The sequence below is a fragment of the Pseudoalteromonas sp. SWN29 genome (assembly GCF_015864465.1).
Taxonomy (GTDB): domain Bacteria; phylum Pseudomonadota; class Gammaproteobacteria; order Enterobacterales; family Alteromonadaceae; genus Pseudoalteromonas.
In genome coordinates, this window is the sequence record NZ_JADYXE010000030.1 from 42,094 (window position 1) to 57,480 (window position 15,387).

15 protein-coding genes are annotated in these 15,387 nt (G+C 39.2%); 8 read left to right on the forward strand and 7 right to left on the reverse strand.

Annotated features, from left to right (window positions below):
• Positions 1-118 precede the first annotated feature (118 nt).
• Positions 119-1,744 carry a pyridoxal-dependent aspartate 1-decarboxylase PanP gene (panP, locus tag I6F53_RS12645; RefSeq protein WP_197239763.1) on the forward strand — a complete coding sequence of 542 codons (1,626 nt, stop codon included), beginning with the start codon at positions 119-121 and terminating at the stop codon, positions 1,742-1,744.
• Positions 1,745-1,797: 53 nt separating this feature from the next.
• Here the strand turns inward: panP and serA are convergent, their stop codons facing one another.
• Genes serA through I6F53_RS12665 form a run of 4 tightly spaced genes read right to left on the reverse strand, consistent with a single transcriptional unit; the run spans position 1,798 to position 4,907 of the window.
• The gene (serA, locus tag I6F53_RS12650) at positions 1,798-3,027 is read right to left on the reverse strand and encodes a phosphoglycerate dehydrogenase (RefSeq protein ID WP_166420954.1); all 1,230 of its coding nucleotides are present in this window, start codon (positions 3,025-3,027) and stop codon (positions 1,798-1,800) included.
• 9 nt (positions 3,028-3,036) lie between these two features.
• The gene (rpiA, locus tag I6F53_RS12655) at positions 3,037-3,690 is read right to left on the reverse strand and encodes a ribose-5-phosphate isomerase RpiA (protein WP_024600598.1); all 654 of its coding nucleotides are present in this window, start codon (positions 3,688-3,690) and stop codon (positions 3,037-3,039) included.
• Between the two features lie 53 nt (positions 3,691-3,743).
• Complete coding sequence (locus I6F53_RS12660) at positions 3,744-4,340, reverse strand: 5-formyltetrahydrofolate cyclo-ligase (RefSeq protein ID WP_197239765.1); 597 nt, start codon at positions 4,338-4,340, stop codon at positions 3,744-3,746.
• Positions 4,341-4,358: 18 nt separating this feature from the next.
• Positions 4,359-4,907 carry a hypothetical protein gene (locus I6F53_RS12665; RefSeq protein WP_197239766.1) on the reverse strand — a complete coding sequence of 183 codons (549 nt, stop codon included), beginning with the start codon at positions 4,905-4,907 and terminating at the stop codon, positions 4,359-4,361.
• Between the two features lie 389 nt (positions 4,908-5,296).
• On the opposite strand from I6F53_RS12665, the gene I6F53_RS12670 reads away from it, so the two are divergent.
• Positions 5,297-7,186 carry an LTA synthase family protein gene (locus I6F53_RS12670; protein ID WP_231616591.1) on the forward strand — a complete coding sequence of 630 codons (1,890 nt, stop codon included), beginning with the start codon at positions 5,297-5,299 and terminating at the stop codon, positions 7,184-7,186.
• A 95-nt stretch (positions 7,187-7,281) separates the two neighbouring features.
• On the opposite strand, the gene metK is transcribed toward I6F53_RS12670, so the two are convergent.
• Positions 7,282-8,433: a methionine adenosyltransferase gene (metK, locus tag I6F53_RS12675; protein WP_166420951.1), complete on the reverse strand. Its 1,152-nt coding sequence runs from the start codon at positions 8,431-8,433 to the stop codon at positions 7,282-7,284.
• 304 nt (positions 8,434-8,737) lie between these two features.
• Between metK and tkt the strand changes: the two genes are divergently transcribed.
• Complete coding sequence (gene tkt, locus I6F53_RS12680; RefSeq protein ID WP_197239768.1) at positions 8,738-10,729, forward strand: transketolase; 1,992 nt, start codon at positions 8,738-8,740, stop codon at positions 10,727-10,729.
• 10 nt (positions 10,730-10,739) lie between these two features.
• On the opposite strand, the gene I6F53_RS12685 is transcribed toward tkt, so the two are convergent.
• On the reverse strand, positions 10,740-10,982 hold the full coding sequence (locus tag I6F53_RS12685) for a hypothetical protein (protein WP_197239769.1): 243 nt from the start codon (positions 10,980-10,982) through the stop codon (positions 10,740-10,742).
• Between the two features lie 75 nt (positions 10,983-11,057).
• Between I6F53_RS12685 and ppnP the strand changes: the two genes are divergently transcribed.
• The 3 genes from ppnP to I6F53_RS12700 all read left to right on the forward strand — a co-directional run bounded on the left by ppnP (position 11,058) and on the right by I6F53_RS12700 (position 13,256).
• Positions 11,058-11,372 (forward strand): pyrimidine/purine nucleoside phosphorylase, encoded by a 315-nt coding sequence (gene ppnP / locus I6F53_RS12690; RefSeq protein ID WP_165736236.1) that lies wholly within the window; start codon positions 11,058-11,060, stop codon positions 11,370-11,372.
• Positions 11,373-11,559: 187 nt separating this feature from the next.
• Positions 11,560-11,916: a ribosome hibernation-promoting factor, HPF/YfiA family gene (gene hpf / locus I6F53_RS12695; RefSeq protein WP_007376058.1), complete on the forward strand. Its 357-nt coding sequence runs from the start codon at positions 11,560-11,562 to the stop codon at positions 11,914-11,916.
• 164 nt (positions 11,917-12,080) lie between these two features.
• Entirely contained in the window at positions 12,081-13,256 is a 1,176-nt protein-coding gene (locus I6F53_RS12700; protein WP_197239773.1) for an NRAMP family divalent metal transporter, read from the forward strand.
• Positions 13,257-13,271: 15 nt separating this feature from the next.
• Here the strand turns inward: I6F53_RS12700 and I6F53_RS12705 are convergent, their stop codons facing one another.
• Entirely contained in the window at positions 13,272-14,051 is a 780-nt protein-coding gene (locus I6F53_RS12705) for a hypothetical protein (protein ID WP_197239770.1), read from the reverse strand.
• A 603-nt stretch (positions 14,052-14,654) separates the two neighbouring features.
• On the opposite strand from I6F53_RS12705, the gene I6F53_RS12710 reads away from it, so the two are divergent.
• Both I6F53_RS12710 and I6F53_RS12715 read left to right on the forward strand, forming a co-directional pair.
• Positions 14,655-15,110 (forward strand): GNAT family N-acetyltransferase, encoded by a 456-nt coding sequence (locus I6F53_RS12710; protein WP_197239771.1) that lies wholly within the window; start codon positions 14,655-14,657, stop codon positions 15,108-15,110.
• A 66-nt stretch (positions 15,111-15,176) separates the two neighbouring features.
• Entirely contained in the window at positions 15,177-15,314 is a 138-nt protein-coding gene (locus I6F53_RS12715; protein ID WP_231616592.1) for a hypothetical protein, read from the forward strand.
• The last annotated feature ends 73 nt before the right edge of the window (positions 15,315-15,387 follow it).

Sequence of the window (15,387 nt, forward strand, 5' to 3'; positions counted from 1 at the left end):
TTATATTGCAGTAAAGTTAGCGCAATTTTTAAAGAAACACGATTGCTCTAAATATCCTATTAATTAGGCGTTTTTAATGAGTAAGCACGTGTTTTAGCTACACACACTAGGTATTGAGATGGATCAAAAGCGTTGTGCCGTCGCCTCTAAAGAAAGCCTTAAGCGTATATTTACTGTACCTGAAGCGCCAGACTCAACTTTAAGCAAAATCGAGCTTGAAATTTCGAGTAATTTAGCAGGTTTCTTAAACGAAAATATAGCGGCAATTGAAAAACCATTACATGAGATCGAAAAAGATTTTCAATCGGCAGTGATCCCAGAAGATCCAACGTTTGTATCTGCTTATGCCCAAGACATAATGGAGCAACTTGTTGCTCATTCTGTGCATACAGCTGCGCCTAGCTTTATTGGACACATGACCTCTGCCTTGCCACATTTTTTACTACCGCTGTCAAAATTGATGGTAGGACTGAATCAAAATTTAGTAAAAATAGAAACATCTAAAGCATTTACGCCTCTTGAGCGTCAAGTGCTTGGAATGATGCATCATTTAGCGTACGGGCAAGAAGATTCGTTTTATTCTAAATGGATGCACAGTGCTAAAACCTCATTAGGTGCATTTTGCTCTGGTGGTACGGTTGCCAATATTACTGCGCTTTGGATTGCGCGAAACCGCTTATTAAAGCCCGATGGCGATTTTAGGGGGATTGGTGCACAAGGTCTAATTGCCGGTATGCTGCATTATGGCTATAAAGGTTTAGCCGTATTAATATCAGAACGCGGACACTATTCATTAGGTAAATCGGTTGATTTACTCGGCATTGGTCGCGATAACTTAATTGGTATTAAAACCTGCGAAAATAATAAAGTAGATGTAAAAGCAATGCGCGAAAAAGCGAGTGAGCTTGAATCGCAAGGTATTAAAGTAATGGCAATTATTGGGGTCGCGGGTACAACCGAAACCGGCAATATTGACCCACTTGATGAAATGGCCGACTTAGCACAAGACATTAACTGTCATTTTCATGTAGATGCGGCATGGGGCGGAGCAACGCTTTTATCGAACACGCATCGTCCTTTACTAAAAGGGATTGAGCGAGCAGATTCAATTACCATCGATGCACATAAACAAATGTATGTACCAATGGGAGCGGGCTTAGTTTTATTTAAAGACCCTGCAGCAACCGATGCAATAGAGCATCACGCTGAGTACATATTACGTAAAGGTTCAAAAGACTTAGGTAGCCACACACTTGAAGGCAGCCGACCTGGCATGGCAATGTTAGTACATGCTTGCTTACGTGTTATTGGTCGTAAAGGTTACGAAATGCTGATTGATCGAAGCATCAAAAAAGCACATTACTTTGCTGATTTAATTAAAGCTGATGAAGACTTTGAGCTTATTTCAGAACCTGAATTGTGCTTATTAACGTATCGTTATGTACCTAAGCAAATTAAACAAGCAATAGCCGATGCAGATGCTGCAACTCGGTTAGATATTTTTGCCTCTCTGAATCGTTTTACTGCCAGTATGCAAAAACGTCAGCGAGAGTCTGGTCGCTCATTTGTATCACGTACTCGTTTAACGCCTTCTAAATACGACAATCAACCTACAGTTGTATTTAGAGTGGTACTTGCAAACCCGCTTACCTCAGGCGCTATTTTAAAAGAGATATTGGCTGAGCAAAAAGAGTTGGCTGCAACAGATCCGGTATTCAAAAAATACTTAAGAAAGTATATGTAATCTAAACACAAAAAAGGGTCCATAAGGACCCTTTTTAATATCAAAAGTATTTATTAATGTAAAATACGTGCTCTAATTGTACCCTCAACAGCGCTTAGCTCTTTAAGTGCTACTTCAGATTGATCTGTATCTACATCAATAACTACATAACCAATAGATGCGTCTGTTTGTAGGTATTGCGCAGCAATATTAATACCGTGCTGTGCAAACGCTTGGTTAATTTGCGTTAGTACACCAGGGCGGTTGTGGTGTACGTGTAATAAACGGCTACGATTAGCAAGCTCAGGCAGCGATACTTCAGGGAAGTTAACCGCGGTAATAGTTGAGCCATTATCTGAATATTTAGCCAGTTTACCCGCTACTTCAATACCAATGTTTTCTTGTGCTTCTTGTGTTGAGCCACCAATGTGCGGCGTTAAAATAACATTGTCGAATTGACGCAGTGGCGATACAAATTCTTCATCGTTAGATTTTGGCTCCGTAGGGAACACATCGATTGCTGCACCACTTAGTTTTTTCTCTGTTAGTGCTTCTGCAAGTGCATCAATATCAACAACAGTTCCGCGTGAAGCATTGATCAAAATAGATCCCTGCTTCATAACAGCAAGCTCAGCACTGCCAATAAGATTTTTAGTTTGCGGTGTTTCTGGTACGTGTAGGCTAATAATATCAGAGCGTTGTAACAGCTGGGTTAGGTTATGCACTTGCTTTGCATTACCCAGTGATAACTTATCTTCGATATCGTAATATTCAACGTTCATACCGATGTTTTCAGCCATAATACCTAGCTGAGTACCAATGTGACCGTAGCCAATAATACCTAAAGTTTTACCACGTGCTTCAAACGAACCATTTGCTGTTTTTAACCAGCCACCACGATGAGCCGCTGCATTACGTTCTGGAATACCGCGTAATAAAAGTAGGATTTCACCAAGTACAAGTTCAGCAACTGAACGAGTATTAGAAAATGGTGCGTTAAATACAGCAATACCACGTTCGCGTGCTGCATCTAAATCAACTTGGTTTGTACCAATACAAAAACAACCCACAGCAACTAGTTTTTCAGCTGAGTCTAATACGGCTTGGTTAATATGAGTACGAGAACGAAGTCCTACAAAGTGAACATCTTTAATGCGTTCTTTTAACTCGTCCTCAGGTAAGGATGTTTTAACGTAGTCGATATTGCTGTAACCGTTACGTTTTAGCGTCTCAACAGCGCTTTGGTGAACACCTTCAAGCAAGAGAATTTTAATTTTGTCTTTTGCTAACGATACCTTACTCATAACCTCATCCTATTTAATTTGTGGCCCATTTTTAGTGCCGATAATCACTTTATCAGCACCACGCATCGCAAATAGGCCGTTGGTAACTACGCCAACAATTGAATTTATTTGTGCTTCAAGTTGTTTAGCATTGGTAATTTTTAAGTTAAATACATCTAATATAACGTTACCGTTATCGGTAACTACACCTTGGCGATAAACAGGGTCACCACCAAGCTTTAATAATTCTCGTGCAACGTAGCTGCGCGCCATCGGAATAACTTCTACCGGAAGCGGAAAATCGCCTAATGTATCTACTAATTTGGTGTCATCTACAATGCACACAAATTGTTTAGCTACAGCGGCTACTATTTTTTCGCGAGTAAGGGCTGCACCGCCACCTTTAATCATTTCGTTCTGAGCGTTTATTTCGTCAGCGCCATCAACGTATACATCTAAAGCAGCAACATTATTAAGCTCAAATACTTCAATACCTAACGCTTGTAGGCGCGCAGTTGAAGCTTCTGAGCTAGATACCGCGCCTACAATAGTGTCTTTTACTGAGCCAAGAGCATCAATAAAATGGTTAACGGTAGAGCCTGTACCTACGCCTACAATGGTGTTTTCTTTTACAAACTCGAGTGCTGCCCAAGCAGCTGCTTTTTTTAATTCGTCTTGTGTCATTGCTATGTGCTCATATATGTCAGAAATATGCGGTTAGTAACTAAATTTAAATGTTACCAACAGTATGTTTTATCTGGGGTGATAATGGTTTTAAGTGGTACATCCCACGATTCTATTGGTAAAGTTTCAACTTTTTGGCATTCATGTGCAAGGCCAATTAGTTGTGGTTTTTGCCAATTTTGTTCATGTAAACGTGCCAATGTTCTGTCGTAAAACCCACCTCCCATTCCTAGGCGATTACCTTGTTTGTCAAATGCAACTAATGGCATAAGGAGGTAATCAAGCGCTGGTAATGGGCATATTTGAGAGCAGTTCAGCTTAGGCTCCAAGATACCATAGCGATTTGCTCTCATGGGTGAGTTTTTCTCATAGCGCTGAAATAGTAAATTAGCGCCATTAAATGGGTGTATTATAGGTAGGTAAATAGCATGGTTTAAACTCCATAATTCTTTAATTAACAAAGAGGTGTCTAGCTCTCCATCATTACTTAAATAAATGGCAATATGCTTTGAATTCGTTGTTTCTTCGCTTTTTAGATGTTGAATAAAATTCATTTTTAGCGATTGAGCAGCAATTATTTGCTGATTATTTGACAAGTTATTACGAATTTCACGAATATCAGTTCTTATTTGTGCGCGCTTATTGCTCATTAAATTATTAAACCGCTACTAAAAAGAGAATAAATCAGGAAAAACTAAAAAAATAGCCAACACTATTAGCAACGTTGTGGCAGTAGCAATTAGTGAGTACAAAAGTAAGTTGCTACGTTTTTTAGGTGTTGCTAGATCATCATCTAGCATTAGGTCGTCATCTTGCCATTCGTCAATATTTTCGTCTGGTGTTTTTAATTGAGCTTCAGGAAGGCGTTGCTCTAACTCGTCTAGTTTTTCTTCAAGGCGAATTAAGCTGCTAGTGATGTAATCGAGTGCATCAAAAATACGTTCATCACGTTGGTTGTTATTTGCAGCAGGGTTTGAGCCATTTTGAATGATGTTTGAAACAGCTTGAAGCTTACTTTTAATGCCTAAGCTTGCTAGTAACTTAGCTTGTTTTAATGCTTTGTCTTTATTACATGGCGCAAACAGTGGCTTACCTTTAAAAAAAAGAGCTACTTTTTCGTCTGACGTTTTTAATTTTGCAGCTAAATTTGTACATGCTGTTTTTATGTCAACGCTATCGGCAAGTCCTGCAAATATAACGCGAAAGTTATCGGCCATTTAACTATCCCTAAAGCTTTATAATGAAGCGAGTATAAACCGAACCCCTTTATAAATGTATCTCTATGTAAAATAAAATTGTTAAACGTATCTATTTCCCAAAAGATTACTTACAAAAAAGTTGATTAGTATTTCAATAGAATATTCCATTACTTGCAATTAAATGTGAATGGAATATTTTATATGTAAAATTTTCTCTTTAATTACAAGTGATTACAGCTATTTTCTTGTTGAAATAGCTTAAACAAGTAAAATTGTTTTCCTAGGGGTATAATATATTAGGTACAGGATTTTGCTAAACACACACACTTCCATCTAGTCGCTGGCTAGAATTTGTAAAAGAAAGCGGACGTATCGCCACTCTTTGGTTTGCTGGTGTACTACTTTTTATGGGCTTTCGGATTTTCTTTTTAATTCATTTTAGTGATCGTATTACTTCCGAACTAGATATTGATTCAATAATCGCGACATTAAAAGCGGGTCTAGCATTTGATTCTGCCGCGACGGGAGTCTGCTTTAGTATTGTTTTTATTTTAAACTGTATTTTACAGCCTCTGCGTTTAGGACAATGGGTTAGAAAAGTACGTATATATACAAGTCGAATATTTTTCATTACAGCAATAATATTATGTATAACGAGTATTACTTACATTGCTGAATATGGAAGCCAGTTTAACTTTTTTATGTTTGAAGGGCTAAATGACGATCAACAAGCTATTGCATTAACTGTAATCGAGCAATATAAACCGTGGGGTAGCCTACTTAGTTTAGTTATTTTATTAGCGATAGCATTTAAAATAAATAAACTAGTTGATAGGAAAAGCTATAGTGCTATCAATCATCTTTTCACCACTAATATATTAAAGCGTACAATTTTAGTTGCATTGATTATTGTTTTATTTGTCTGTGCAATAAGAGGATCATTTGAAACTCGTCCTGCTTCTCGAAAATGGTCAGCAGTAACGACAGATGCTTTTGTAAATAATCTTGTAATAAATCCGTTTCGAAGCTTTATATATGCCATTAAAGATTATAATGATTTACAAAGTTTTGGTTTAAATGGGCACAATCCTTACTTACGAAAAAATGCATCTGACATAGATAACCCTTTAGCGACGCTTGAGAAAAAAACCAGTGCGCCAATGTTAGCGGCACCTTCACAAGTGTTTTTTATTGTTATGGAAAGTTATGATGCTTGGCCGTTACAGCAAAAATATACATCGCTCAATTTAACTAATGAACTACGTAATTTAGCTAGTAAAGGTATATATTTAAATAATGTATTACCTGCAGCAAGCAGTACTATGAATTCGCTATCTAGCCTTATGTCTGGTATAGCGTTTTCGGGCGTTAACATGAGCCGTATTGGACCACAAAAACCAGCGAGTAAGTTATCAATATTTAATCAACTTGAGCAACTAGGTTATCAAAGTCGATTTTATTATGGCGGCTTGCTGTCATGGCAAAATATAGGCGAATATGTGCTTTCACAAGGAGCTGATAAAGTATTTTCGGCTGCAGACACTGGAGGTAAAGGAAGTGCTGGTGTGTGGGGAATTGATGATGGTCAGTTATTTGATTTAGTCGATACTAAAACAGATGAAAAAAGTTTTAACTTAATCATGAGTGGGAGTTACCACGGGCCATTTAACTTAGATTTAGATAAGTATGGGTATCCTTTAAAATCAGTTGCTGACTATCCAAAGGAAATTCAAGCTTTAGATGATGACTTATTAGACCCTTACGTATTAGGGCATTTATGGTATGCCGATAAAATGCTTGGTCAATTTGTTCGTAAAATGGAGCAGCGCTACCCAGATGCATTATTTGTAATTACAGGTGATCACTATAGTCGCCGTTATTTACATCATCGCCCTGATCTATATGAACTAACACATGTACCGCTTGTTATTTATGGTAAAGGTGTAAATCCAAACTGGGTATCGAGCGGTCAATTAGCGAGCCATATGGATATTGCACCTACATTATTAAACTTAATAGCACCGCAAAATACGACATTTTATAGCATGGGCCAGTCGCTATTAAATCAACTTAAAGATCGTACTGTATTTGGTTTTCAAACTGTGCGTAAACCAGAACAGCTTTGGCGTGGTGATTTTTCGTCAATGTATGAGTATCAAAAAGTTGAACCAGAGGATCGGATTAACTTAGTACCGCTTAAGCCGCAGCCTTTTGAACCAATTGATGTAGCAACAGAGCAAGCTTATAATAAGTATATGGCTACAGCGTGGCAGTTACTTACTAAAGGAATGGATTAATAGATTTAAAAGTAGCTTTTAAAGCTGCTTTTACTCAATTAGTTTACATATAAAAAAAGCGCCAATTGGCGCTTTTTTTATATTTACTTAGCCAATCAAAGGCCAGCAGCTGCGCGAAGTGCGTCTGCTTTATCTGTACGTTCCCATGGGAACTCTTCACGACCAAAGTGGCCGTAAGCCGCTGTAGGAAGGTAGATAGGGCGCTCTAAATCAAGCATTTGAATTAAGCCGTAAGGGCGTAGGTCAAAGTGTTCACGAATAAGCTCAATTAAACGGCTTTCTTCTAGCTTGCTTGTACCAAACGTTTCAACGCTGATAGAAGTAGGCTCTGCAACACCAATAGCGTAAGAAACTTGTAGCTCACACTTATCAGCTAGGCCAGCAGCCACTACATTTTTAGCTACGTAACGTGCAGCGTATGCAGCACTACGGTCAACTTTTGATGGATCTTTACCAGAGAAAGCACCACCACCGTGACGAGCCATACCACCGTATGTATCTACAATGATTTTACGACCTGTTAAACCACAATCGCCCATTGGTCCGCCAATTACAAAGCGACCTGTTGGGTTAATGAAAAACTTAGTTGCACTTGTGATAAGCTCTGCAGGAAGTACCGGCTTGATGATTGTTTCCATCACCGCTTCTACTAAATCTTTTTGTGAAATATCTTCGCTGTGCTGAGTAGAAAGTACTACAGCATCAATACCTACTGGTTTGCCGTTTTCGTATGCAAAAGTAACTTGAGATTTTGCATCTGGACGTAACCAGTTAAGCTCGCCGCTTTTACGAACCTCAGCTTGGCGCTGAACTAAACGGTGTGAGTAAGTAATTGGAGCAGGCATTAATACTTCTGTTTCGTTACATGCGTAACCAAACATTAAGCCTTGGTCGCCAGCACCTTGTTCTTCTGGGCTAGTACGGTCAACACCTTGGTTAATGTCTGGAGACTGTTTACCAATAGTGTTTAAAATAGCACATGAATCGGCATCAAAGCCCATGTCTGAATTTGTGTAGCCAATGTCACGAATTGTTTTACGTGTAATTTCTTCGATATCAACCCATGCGCTAGTAGTGATTTCACCACCAACCATAACCATACCGGTTTTTACGTAAGTTTCGCATGCAACACGGGCATGAGAGTCTTGCTCTAGGATAGCATCAAGTACCGCATCAGAGATTTGATCGGCGATTTTATCCGGATGACCTTCAGAAACTGATTCAGAAGTAAATAAATGTTTTGCCATTGTAATTCTGCTCACAAATATTGCGCTTCACAAACGTCGGTATTAGCGCTAAAAAATTAAGGGGCGTATTTTATCGAAAACAAAACACCTTGCATAGTGTTTTTACGCCTAGACGTCTAAATAAAATTACTAATAACTTTTTGGTCTTAAAAAATATTCATAATGCCTCACTTTTATAGGGTTTTTAATTGCACACCGCCCCCACAATAAGTAAGAATGGTCGGTATAAACAAACCCAAGTTACTTGGGTGCATAAACAAACACATAAATACCCGCGCAAATACACATAAAGGTAGGAGAATTCATGCCATCTCGCAAAGAACTTGCAAATGCTATTCGCGTCTTGTCAATGGACGCAGTACAAAAGGCCAAATCTGGTCACCCTGGAGCCCCTATGGGCATGGCTGATATCGCAGAAGTATTATGGCGCGATTATCTAAAACATAACCCAACGAATCCAGAGTGGGCTGACCGTGACAGATTTATTCTTTCAAACGGCCACGGTTCAATGCTTATCTATTCTCTATTGCACCTAAGTGGTTACGACTTACCACTGGACGAAATTAAAAACTTCCGTCAAATGCATTCTAAAACACCAGGTCACCCTGAATATGGCTATGCACCAGGAATCGAAACTACTACGGGTCCATTAGGTCAAGGGATCACAAATGCCGTAGGTATGGCAATTGCTGAAAAAGCACTTGCTGCACAGTTTAACCGTGAAGGTCACGATATTGTTGATCACTTTACCTATGCATTTATGGGCGATGGCTGCCTTATGGAAGGTATTTCTCATGAAGCAGGTTCACTTGCAGGCACATTAGGCCTTGGTAAACTTGTTGCATTTTGGGATGACAACGGCATCTCAATCGATGGCGAAGTAGAAGGTTGGTTTACAGATGATACACCAGCTCGCTTTAAAGCATACGGTTGGCATGTAATTAGTGGTGTTGATGGCCACGACAGCGATGCTGTAAGTGCTGCAATTGCAGAAGCAAAAAGCGTTACCGATAAACCTTCACTAATTTGTTGTAAAACAATTATTGGTTATGGTTCACCTAACAAATCAGGTAGCCACGATTGTCATGGTGCTCCACTAGGTGATGACGAAATTAAAGCATCTCGCGAATTCTTAGGTTGGACTGGCGATGCGTTCGAAATTCCTGATGATATTTACGCACAATGGGATAGCAAAGAAAAAGGTCAGCAGCTTGAATCAAGCTGGGACGAAAAATTTGCAGCATACGCAAAAGCATACCCAGAGCTTGCAGCTGAATATAAGCGTCGTATTAATAACGAACTTCCTGGCGATTGGGCTGAAAAATCTCAAGCGTACATTGAGCAATTACAAGCAAACCCTGCAAACCCTGCGTCTCGTAAAGCGTCACAAAATGCATTAAATGCGTTTGGTCCGTTATTACCAGAATTTATGGGTGGCTCAGCCGATTTAGCTGGCTCAAACTTAACAATTTGGGATGGCTCTAAAGGTTTAACACGCGATGATGCAAGTGGTAACTACATTTACTACGGTGTACGTGAGTTTGGTATGTCGGCAATTATGAATGGTATTGCGCTTCATAAAGGCTTTATTCCTTACGGTGCAACGTTCTTAATGTTTGTTGAATACGCAAAAAATGCTGTACGTATGGCTGCATTAATGAAGCAACCAAGCATTTTTGTATACACGCACGATTCAATTGGTTTAGGTGAAGATGGTCCAACTCACCAACCAGTAGAGCAAATTGCAAGCATGCGTTTAACGCCTAACTTATACAACTGGCGTCCATGTGACCAAGTTGAGTCGGCAATTGCATGGCAACAAGCTATTGAGCGTAAAGACGGCCCTACATCGTTAATCTTTACTCGCCAAGGTCTTGAACAACAAACGCGTGACGCACAGCAATTAGCAGATGTTAAGAAGGGTGGTTACATCCTTAGCTGTGATGGCAATCCAGAGATTATCTTTATTGCGACGGGTTCTGAAGTGCAACTAGCACAAGATTCAGCAAGCGAACTACGCAGCCAAGGTAAAAAGGTACGTGTTGTATCTATGCCATGTACAGATGCCTTTGAAGATCAAAGCGCAGCATACAAAGAAAGCGTATTACCGGCATCTGTTTCACGTCGCGTAGCTGTAGAAGCAGGTATTGCTGACTACTGGTACAAGTACGTTGGCCTAAACGGCGCAGTAGTAGGTATGACTACTTTTGGTGAGTCAGCACCTGCAGGCGAGCTGTTTGAGCACTTTGGTTTTACAGTGGCAAACATTGTAAGCAAAGCAAACGAGCTTTTTTAATAGTATTCGATTAAATAAAGTAAGTAATTGAAAAGCCCGCACTGTGAAAAACAGCGCGGGCTTTTTTGTTTGAATAACTGTAAAAGCGTTGCTTTAAAACGCCAGCATGCTGAGCGTCTACAGGGAGTTTAGCTTTGAGTGGTAGGCGAAGAGTTTGCTCACGTGGGAAGGCAGCTTCTAATTTATTTAATACTACCCAAAGGGCTGCTTTGAATACTTTAAGTGAGTAACTTTCAATACGCTTCTCTTGCAAGCTATTTACCTATCAGGCAAGGTAGTGCGATAAAATTTATAAATAAAAATCTTAAATTAATAGCAGGAGCTAAAAATGCCGAAGTTCGATAACGTAAGTGTAGTAAAAAAAGCCAATGTATATTTTGACGGAAAAGTATCAAGCCGTACCGTTATTTTAGGTGATGGCGAAGCGAAAACGTTAGGCTTTATGCAACCGGGTGAGTTTGTTTTTGATACAAACCAAAAAGAATGCATGGAGCTTTTAGCTGGCCAATGGGATATTTTATTACCAGACGCGAGTGAGTGGAAAACATTTAACGCAGGTGAATCGTTTAATGTAGATGCAAACGTAAGCTTTAAAGTAAAAGTATCTGACTTTGCTGATTACTGTTGTTCGTACACAGATTAATCAATCAGAGCTTAAGTTAAGTAGACGTCTGAAAGCCCATGCACTATGGGCTTTGCATAAACTTTGCGCAACACATGATTTAAATCACCAAAAGTCGTAAATAATCCTCAAATATCTCTCTTTTTTCCTTGTGTTAATCTAAATAGCCCCCAATACTAATTGTAGGTAACAAATAAAAGGATACCCTATGAAAATTAATCTTTCTGGTCACCATGTTGAAGTTACTGACTCTATTAGAGAGCACATCAACGAAAAATTTTCAAAAATCGAGAGCCATTTCCCATCGCTTATTGCGCTCGATATTATTTTGTCTAAAGAGCATCATAAGATCCAAGCTGAAATTAGCACAAATTACGAAGGCACGCGCATATCGGTAAAAGGGGAAAACGAAGTTATGTACCCAGCCATTGCAAGCGCAGCTAAAAAACTCGATGCGGCACTAAAACATCGAAAAGGGCAAATAAAAGCTAACCTACACGAAAAGCCTGTAAGCACGACACCTGAAATTGCACACGAGATCATCCAAGAGATGGATCTTAAATAAAAATTAGTCACAAAGTATTGTAAAAAAGAGCCGCCTGGCTCTTTTTTATTGCCTGTAATTTCTGTAAGTTAGAGGCTCACACACACACTATTTTTGAGCAGTAAATGAACCAAGCAGTATCGAAATGGAAATCAAGCCTGAACGCGCTTGGCCCTGGGATTCTCATGGCAACAGCCGCTATTGGAGGTTCTCACTTAGTTGCCTCTACACAAGCTGGGGCAATATTTGGCTGGCAATTATTTTGGCTTATCCTCGTTGTTAATGTTTTAAAGTACCCGTTTTTTCGCTTTGGTATGGAATACACTCTCGCTACTAAAAATAGCCTAGTAGAGGGATATAAAAGTAAAGGTCCGTTTTACTTTTATAGCTTTATTGGTTTAAACATTGTAGCCGCCGTTGTTAATACCGCCGGCGTATTACTGCTTACCGCAAGCTTACTGCATTACGCTCTACCTATTGTTATTGAAGTAACCTTACTTTGCTGGATGTTGTTGGGTGTGTGTTTAGTTATATTACTACTTGGGCACTTTAAAGCGCTCGATAACGTTGCTAAAGGCATTATGGGGCTGCTTACACTTGCAACATTAATTGCCCTTGCTATTGCATTTAGTAACGGTCCAATGGCACCTGCTGACTATGTAGGGCCTTCGCCGTATGAACTTGCCATGCTTAGCTTTATGGTGGCTTTAATGGGCTGGATGCCCGCGCCTATCGAAATATCTGCATTAAGCTCTTTATGGCTAAAAGAAAAACAAGCGCAGCAAACCGTCACTAAAAGCCAAGGTCTGTTCGATTTTAACGTAGGTTACTGGCTTACAGCCGGCTTAGCCTTGGTATTTTTTAGCTTAGGCGTATTAGTGCAATACGGGCAAACTAGTAGCATAGAACTCGGTGGTGTCGCGTTTGCCAAGCAGCTTATTGATATGTACGCATTAACAATAGGCGAGTGGGCAAGGCCGCTTGTATCAGCCATTGCGTTTTTATGTATGTTTGGCACCACACTCACAGTGCTTGACGGCTATGCCCGCACGCTCAACGAATCTCATAAGTTACTTGGCTTTAAGCAATCAAAACACAGCTTAAATATTTGGCTAATACTACAAGCTCTTGCCGGTATGGCGGTTATTTTATTTTTTAAATCAGCCCTTGGCCCAATGCTTACCTTTGCGATGACGCTTTCATTTGTTACAACGCCTGTATTTGCATGGCTTAACTTTAGCCTAGTGCGATCGGAGCCTGCTATAAAACATAGCGTGTTACTACGTAGTTTAACGTGGTTAGGGCTAGTGTATTTAGTAGGCTTTGCTTTAGCTTTTATAATTTGGAAGTTGGCAGCCTAATTAAAGATCAAAGCCCTATAACGGGCACTCTACTTTGTTATATTTATACTCAATAGGGAAAATCTGACCTTCTGCGGATTTATTTATACTCTTATCGATACGTAAAATACTATTTTTAAAATCATCGACTAAACGATATCGCATTTCAGTCATTGAGTTTTCGCCTAAAATGTATATTTCTTCTTGGCGGATTTCCCCTCCATCTGCAATAGTAAGTGTAGTGATAGCATTTACAGTATTTCCTCCAAGGCTGTTTAGTACTCCTTCAACAATACCTTCATACCCAACGCTGTATTCAACTGATTGGGAGTAACCTAACTTTGTCCCTGTTACTTTTGTACCGTAAATATCTAATTTTAATTCACGCGTTTCGGTAACGCCTTCTTCACTACCCTCATATTTGTAACAAGCAATATTACCAAAATCCAGTTCGTCGTCAGAAATGTCATTCTCTATAGAAAACACAAACAGCTCACCTGTTTTTTTAACCTGGACACCGTAACGCGATGTTTCTGCAGTTGATACTAAACTTGCTACAGTCACATCTTTGGTTTCTTTGTAAAATATACTTCCTGAGCCAAAACAAATGTTTACCTCTGTTGTATCACAAGCTTCAATATTTGAATGATTTTCAATTTCTTCTGGAAGAGTGATATCATCCCAATTGTTAGCAAGTTTTTGTGTTGAAGTTTCGGATGCGCTATCTAATACAACTTTTGTCGAGTTGGAAGTGAAATAGTTGTAGCCAAAAAAACCAGCTAAAATGAGTAAAATAACAATAAAAATATTTTTCATAATGGATGAATTACAACAGCTTTAATCAAAAGTGCGTGAATTATAACGGTTTTAATCAAAAGTTCAATTTGATAAATATTACCCTTACTCACAATTGAAAACCTCGTGTAAATAAGTTATTCAGTAGTGCGAACAAAAAAATACTCGCCCTCTGATTTAGGTAACGATCCGCTTTTTATCAGGTCGCTCATAAAACAAAAATAAAAAAGACAGCAACAAAACACCCACCCTAAATTTTGTTGTTAAGTATGTTTTATTAAGCATGTTCGCGAGGTAAACTCGCGCCTACAGGATTGGGGTTATATTTGTAGGCGCGGCTTTATGCCGCGTTTTTTGGTTTTTTTTTACTACTCGCGAGGTAAAAAAATTAAGACAACACCTATCTTAATTGAGATAGCTTTGTTTGTTTAATTAAGGTGGATGTCTAGTTTGATTTAGCAATAAAACACAGCGTGTTATTACGTAGCTTAACGTGGTTAGGACTAGTGTATTTAGTAGGTTTTGCAGTAGCGTTTATAGTGTGGGAGCTAGCAGCCTAAATACAGCTACTTGCTTTAGGGTTTTAATTAAAGCCCTAAAGCTTAAAATTTAAATGAGGTATAAATGGATATTAGAATAGGTGAGCTTTCAAACCCACACGTTATAAAGCTACTACAAGGGCATCATAACGATATGCTAAAGCACTCACCCGTCGAGAGCGTGCATGCACTTGATGTAAGTAAACTCACTCAGCCCGACATAACTTTTTATAGCTTATGGATTGATAATAATTTAGCGGGTGTTGGCGCTTTAAAAGCACTAAATACAACGCATGGCGAAATTAAATCAATGCGCACTTCAAGCAACTATTTACGCCAAGGTATAGCTGCTAAGTTGCTCACCCATATTATTGAGCAATCCACACTGCGTGGTTATAAAACACTAAGTTTAGAGACCGGCACCGCAGAGGCATTTTTACCGGCACAAAAGCTTTATGCTCAATTTGGTTTTAAAGAGTGCGAACCATTTGGTGATTATGAGCTAGATCCGTACAGCTTGTTTATGAGTAAAGCACTTTGAGTTGTATGCGTTCACCATTTACAGAAGAAAAAAAAGCAATAAAAAGAATTTTTAGGAGATGATGTAATGAGCAAACGTGATTTATTTTCAGAATTAACTACAGCACTTGATGATGCTAAAGCGGATTCACAAGGAAAGCCTACGTTACGTTCTCATACGGTAAATGATATTAACGACCTTGCCATTTCAACTGATGAAATGTAAGCGTATGGCTAACGACACCTAGCCTTGCTTAATATTCCAAGGTAACAGGGGTTCAAGGTTACTTGGCTGCTCT

Excerpts from the sequence above, each read along its gene's own strand:
- panP (WP_197239763.1), top strand. The coding sequence starts at position 119 with ATGGATCAAAAGCGTTGTGCCGTCGCCTCTAAAGAAAGCCTTAAGCGT.
- serA (WP_166420954.1), bottom strand. The coding sequence starts at position 3,027 with ATGAGTAAGGTATCGTTAGCAAAAGACAAAATTAAAATTCTCTTGCTT.
- rpiA (WP_024600598.1), bottom strand. The coding sequence starts at position 3,690 with ATGACACAAGACGAATTAAAAAAAGCAGCTGCTTGGGCAGCACTCGAG.
- I6F53_RS12660 (WP_197239765.1), bottom strand. The coding sequence starts at position 4,340 with ATGAGCAATAAGCGCGCACAAATAAGAACTGATATTCGTGAAATTCGT.
- I6F53_RS12665 (WP_197239766.1), bottom strand. The coding sequence starts at position 4,907 with ATGGCCGATAACTTTCGCGTTATATTTGCAGGACTTGCCGATAGCGTT.
- I6F53_RS12670 (WP_231616591.1), top strand. The coding sequence starts at position 5,297 with ATGGGCTTTCGGATTTTCTTTTTAATTCATTTTAGTGATCGTATTACT.
- metK (WP_166420951.1), bottom strand. The coding sequence starts at position 8,433 with ATGGCAAAACATTTATTTACTTCTGAATCAGTTTCTGAAGGTCATCCG.
- tkt (WP_197239768.1), top strand. The coding sequence starts at position 8,738 with ATGCCATCTCGCAAAGAACTTGCAAATGCTATTCGCGTCTTGTCAATG.
- ppnP (WP_165736236.1), top strand. The coding sequence starts at position 11,058 with ATGCCGAAGTTCGATAACGTAAGTGTAGTAAAAAAAGCCAATGTATAT.
- hpf (WP_007376058.1), top strand. The coding sequence starts at position 11,560 with ATGAAAATTAATCTTTCTGGTCACCATGTTGAAGTTACTGACTCTATT.
- I6F53_RS12700 (WP_197239773.1), top strand. The coding sequence starts at position 12,081 with ATGGCAACAGCCGCTATTGGAGGTTCTCACTTAGTTGCCTCTACACAA.
- I6F53_RS12705 (WP_197239770.1), bottom strand. The coding sequence starts at position 14,051 with ATGAAAAATATTTTTATTGTTATTTTACTCATTTTAGCTGGTTTTTTT.
- I6F53_RS12710 (WP_197239771.1), top strand. The coding sequence starts at position 14,655 with ATGGATATTAGAATAGGTGAGCTTTCAAACCCACACGTTATAAAGCTA.
- I6F53_RS12715 (WP_231616592.1), top strand. The coding sequence starts at position 15,177 with ATGAGCAAACGTGATTTATTTTCAGAATTAACTACAGCACTTGATGAT.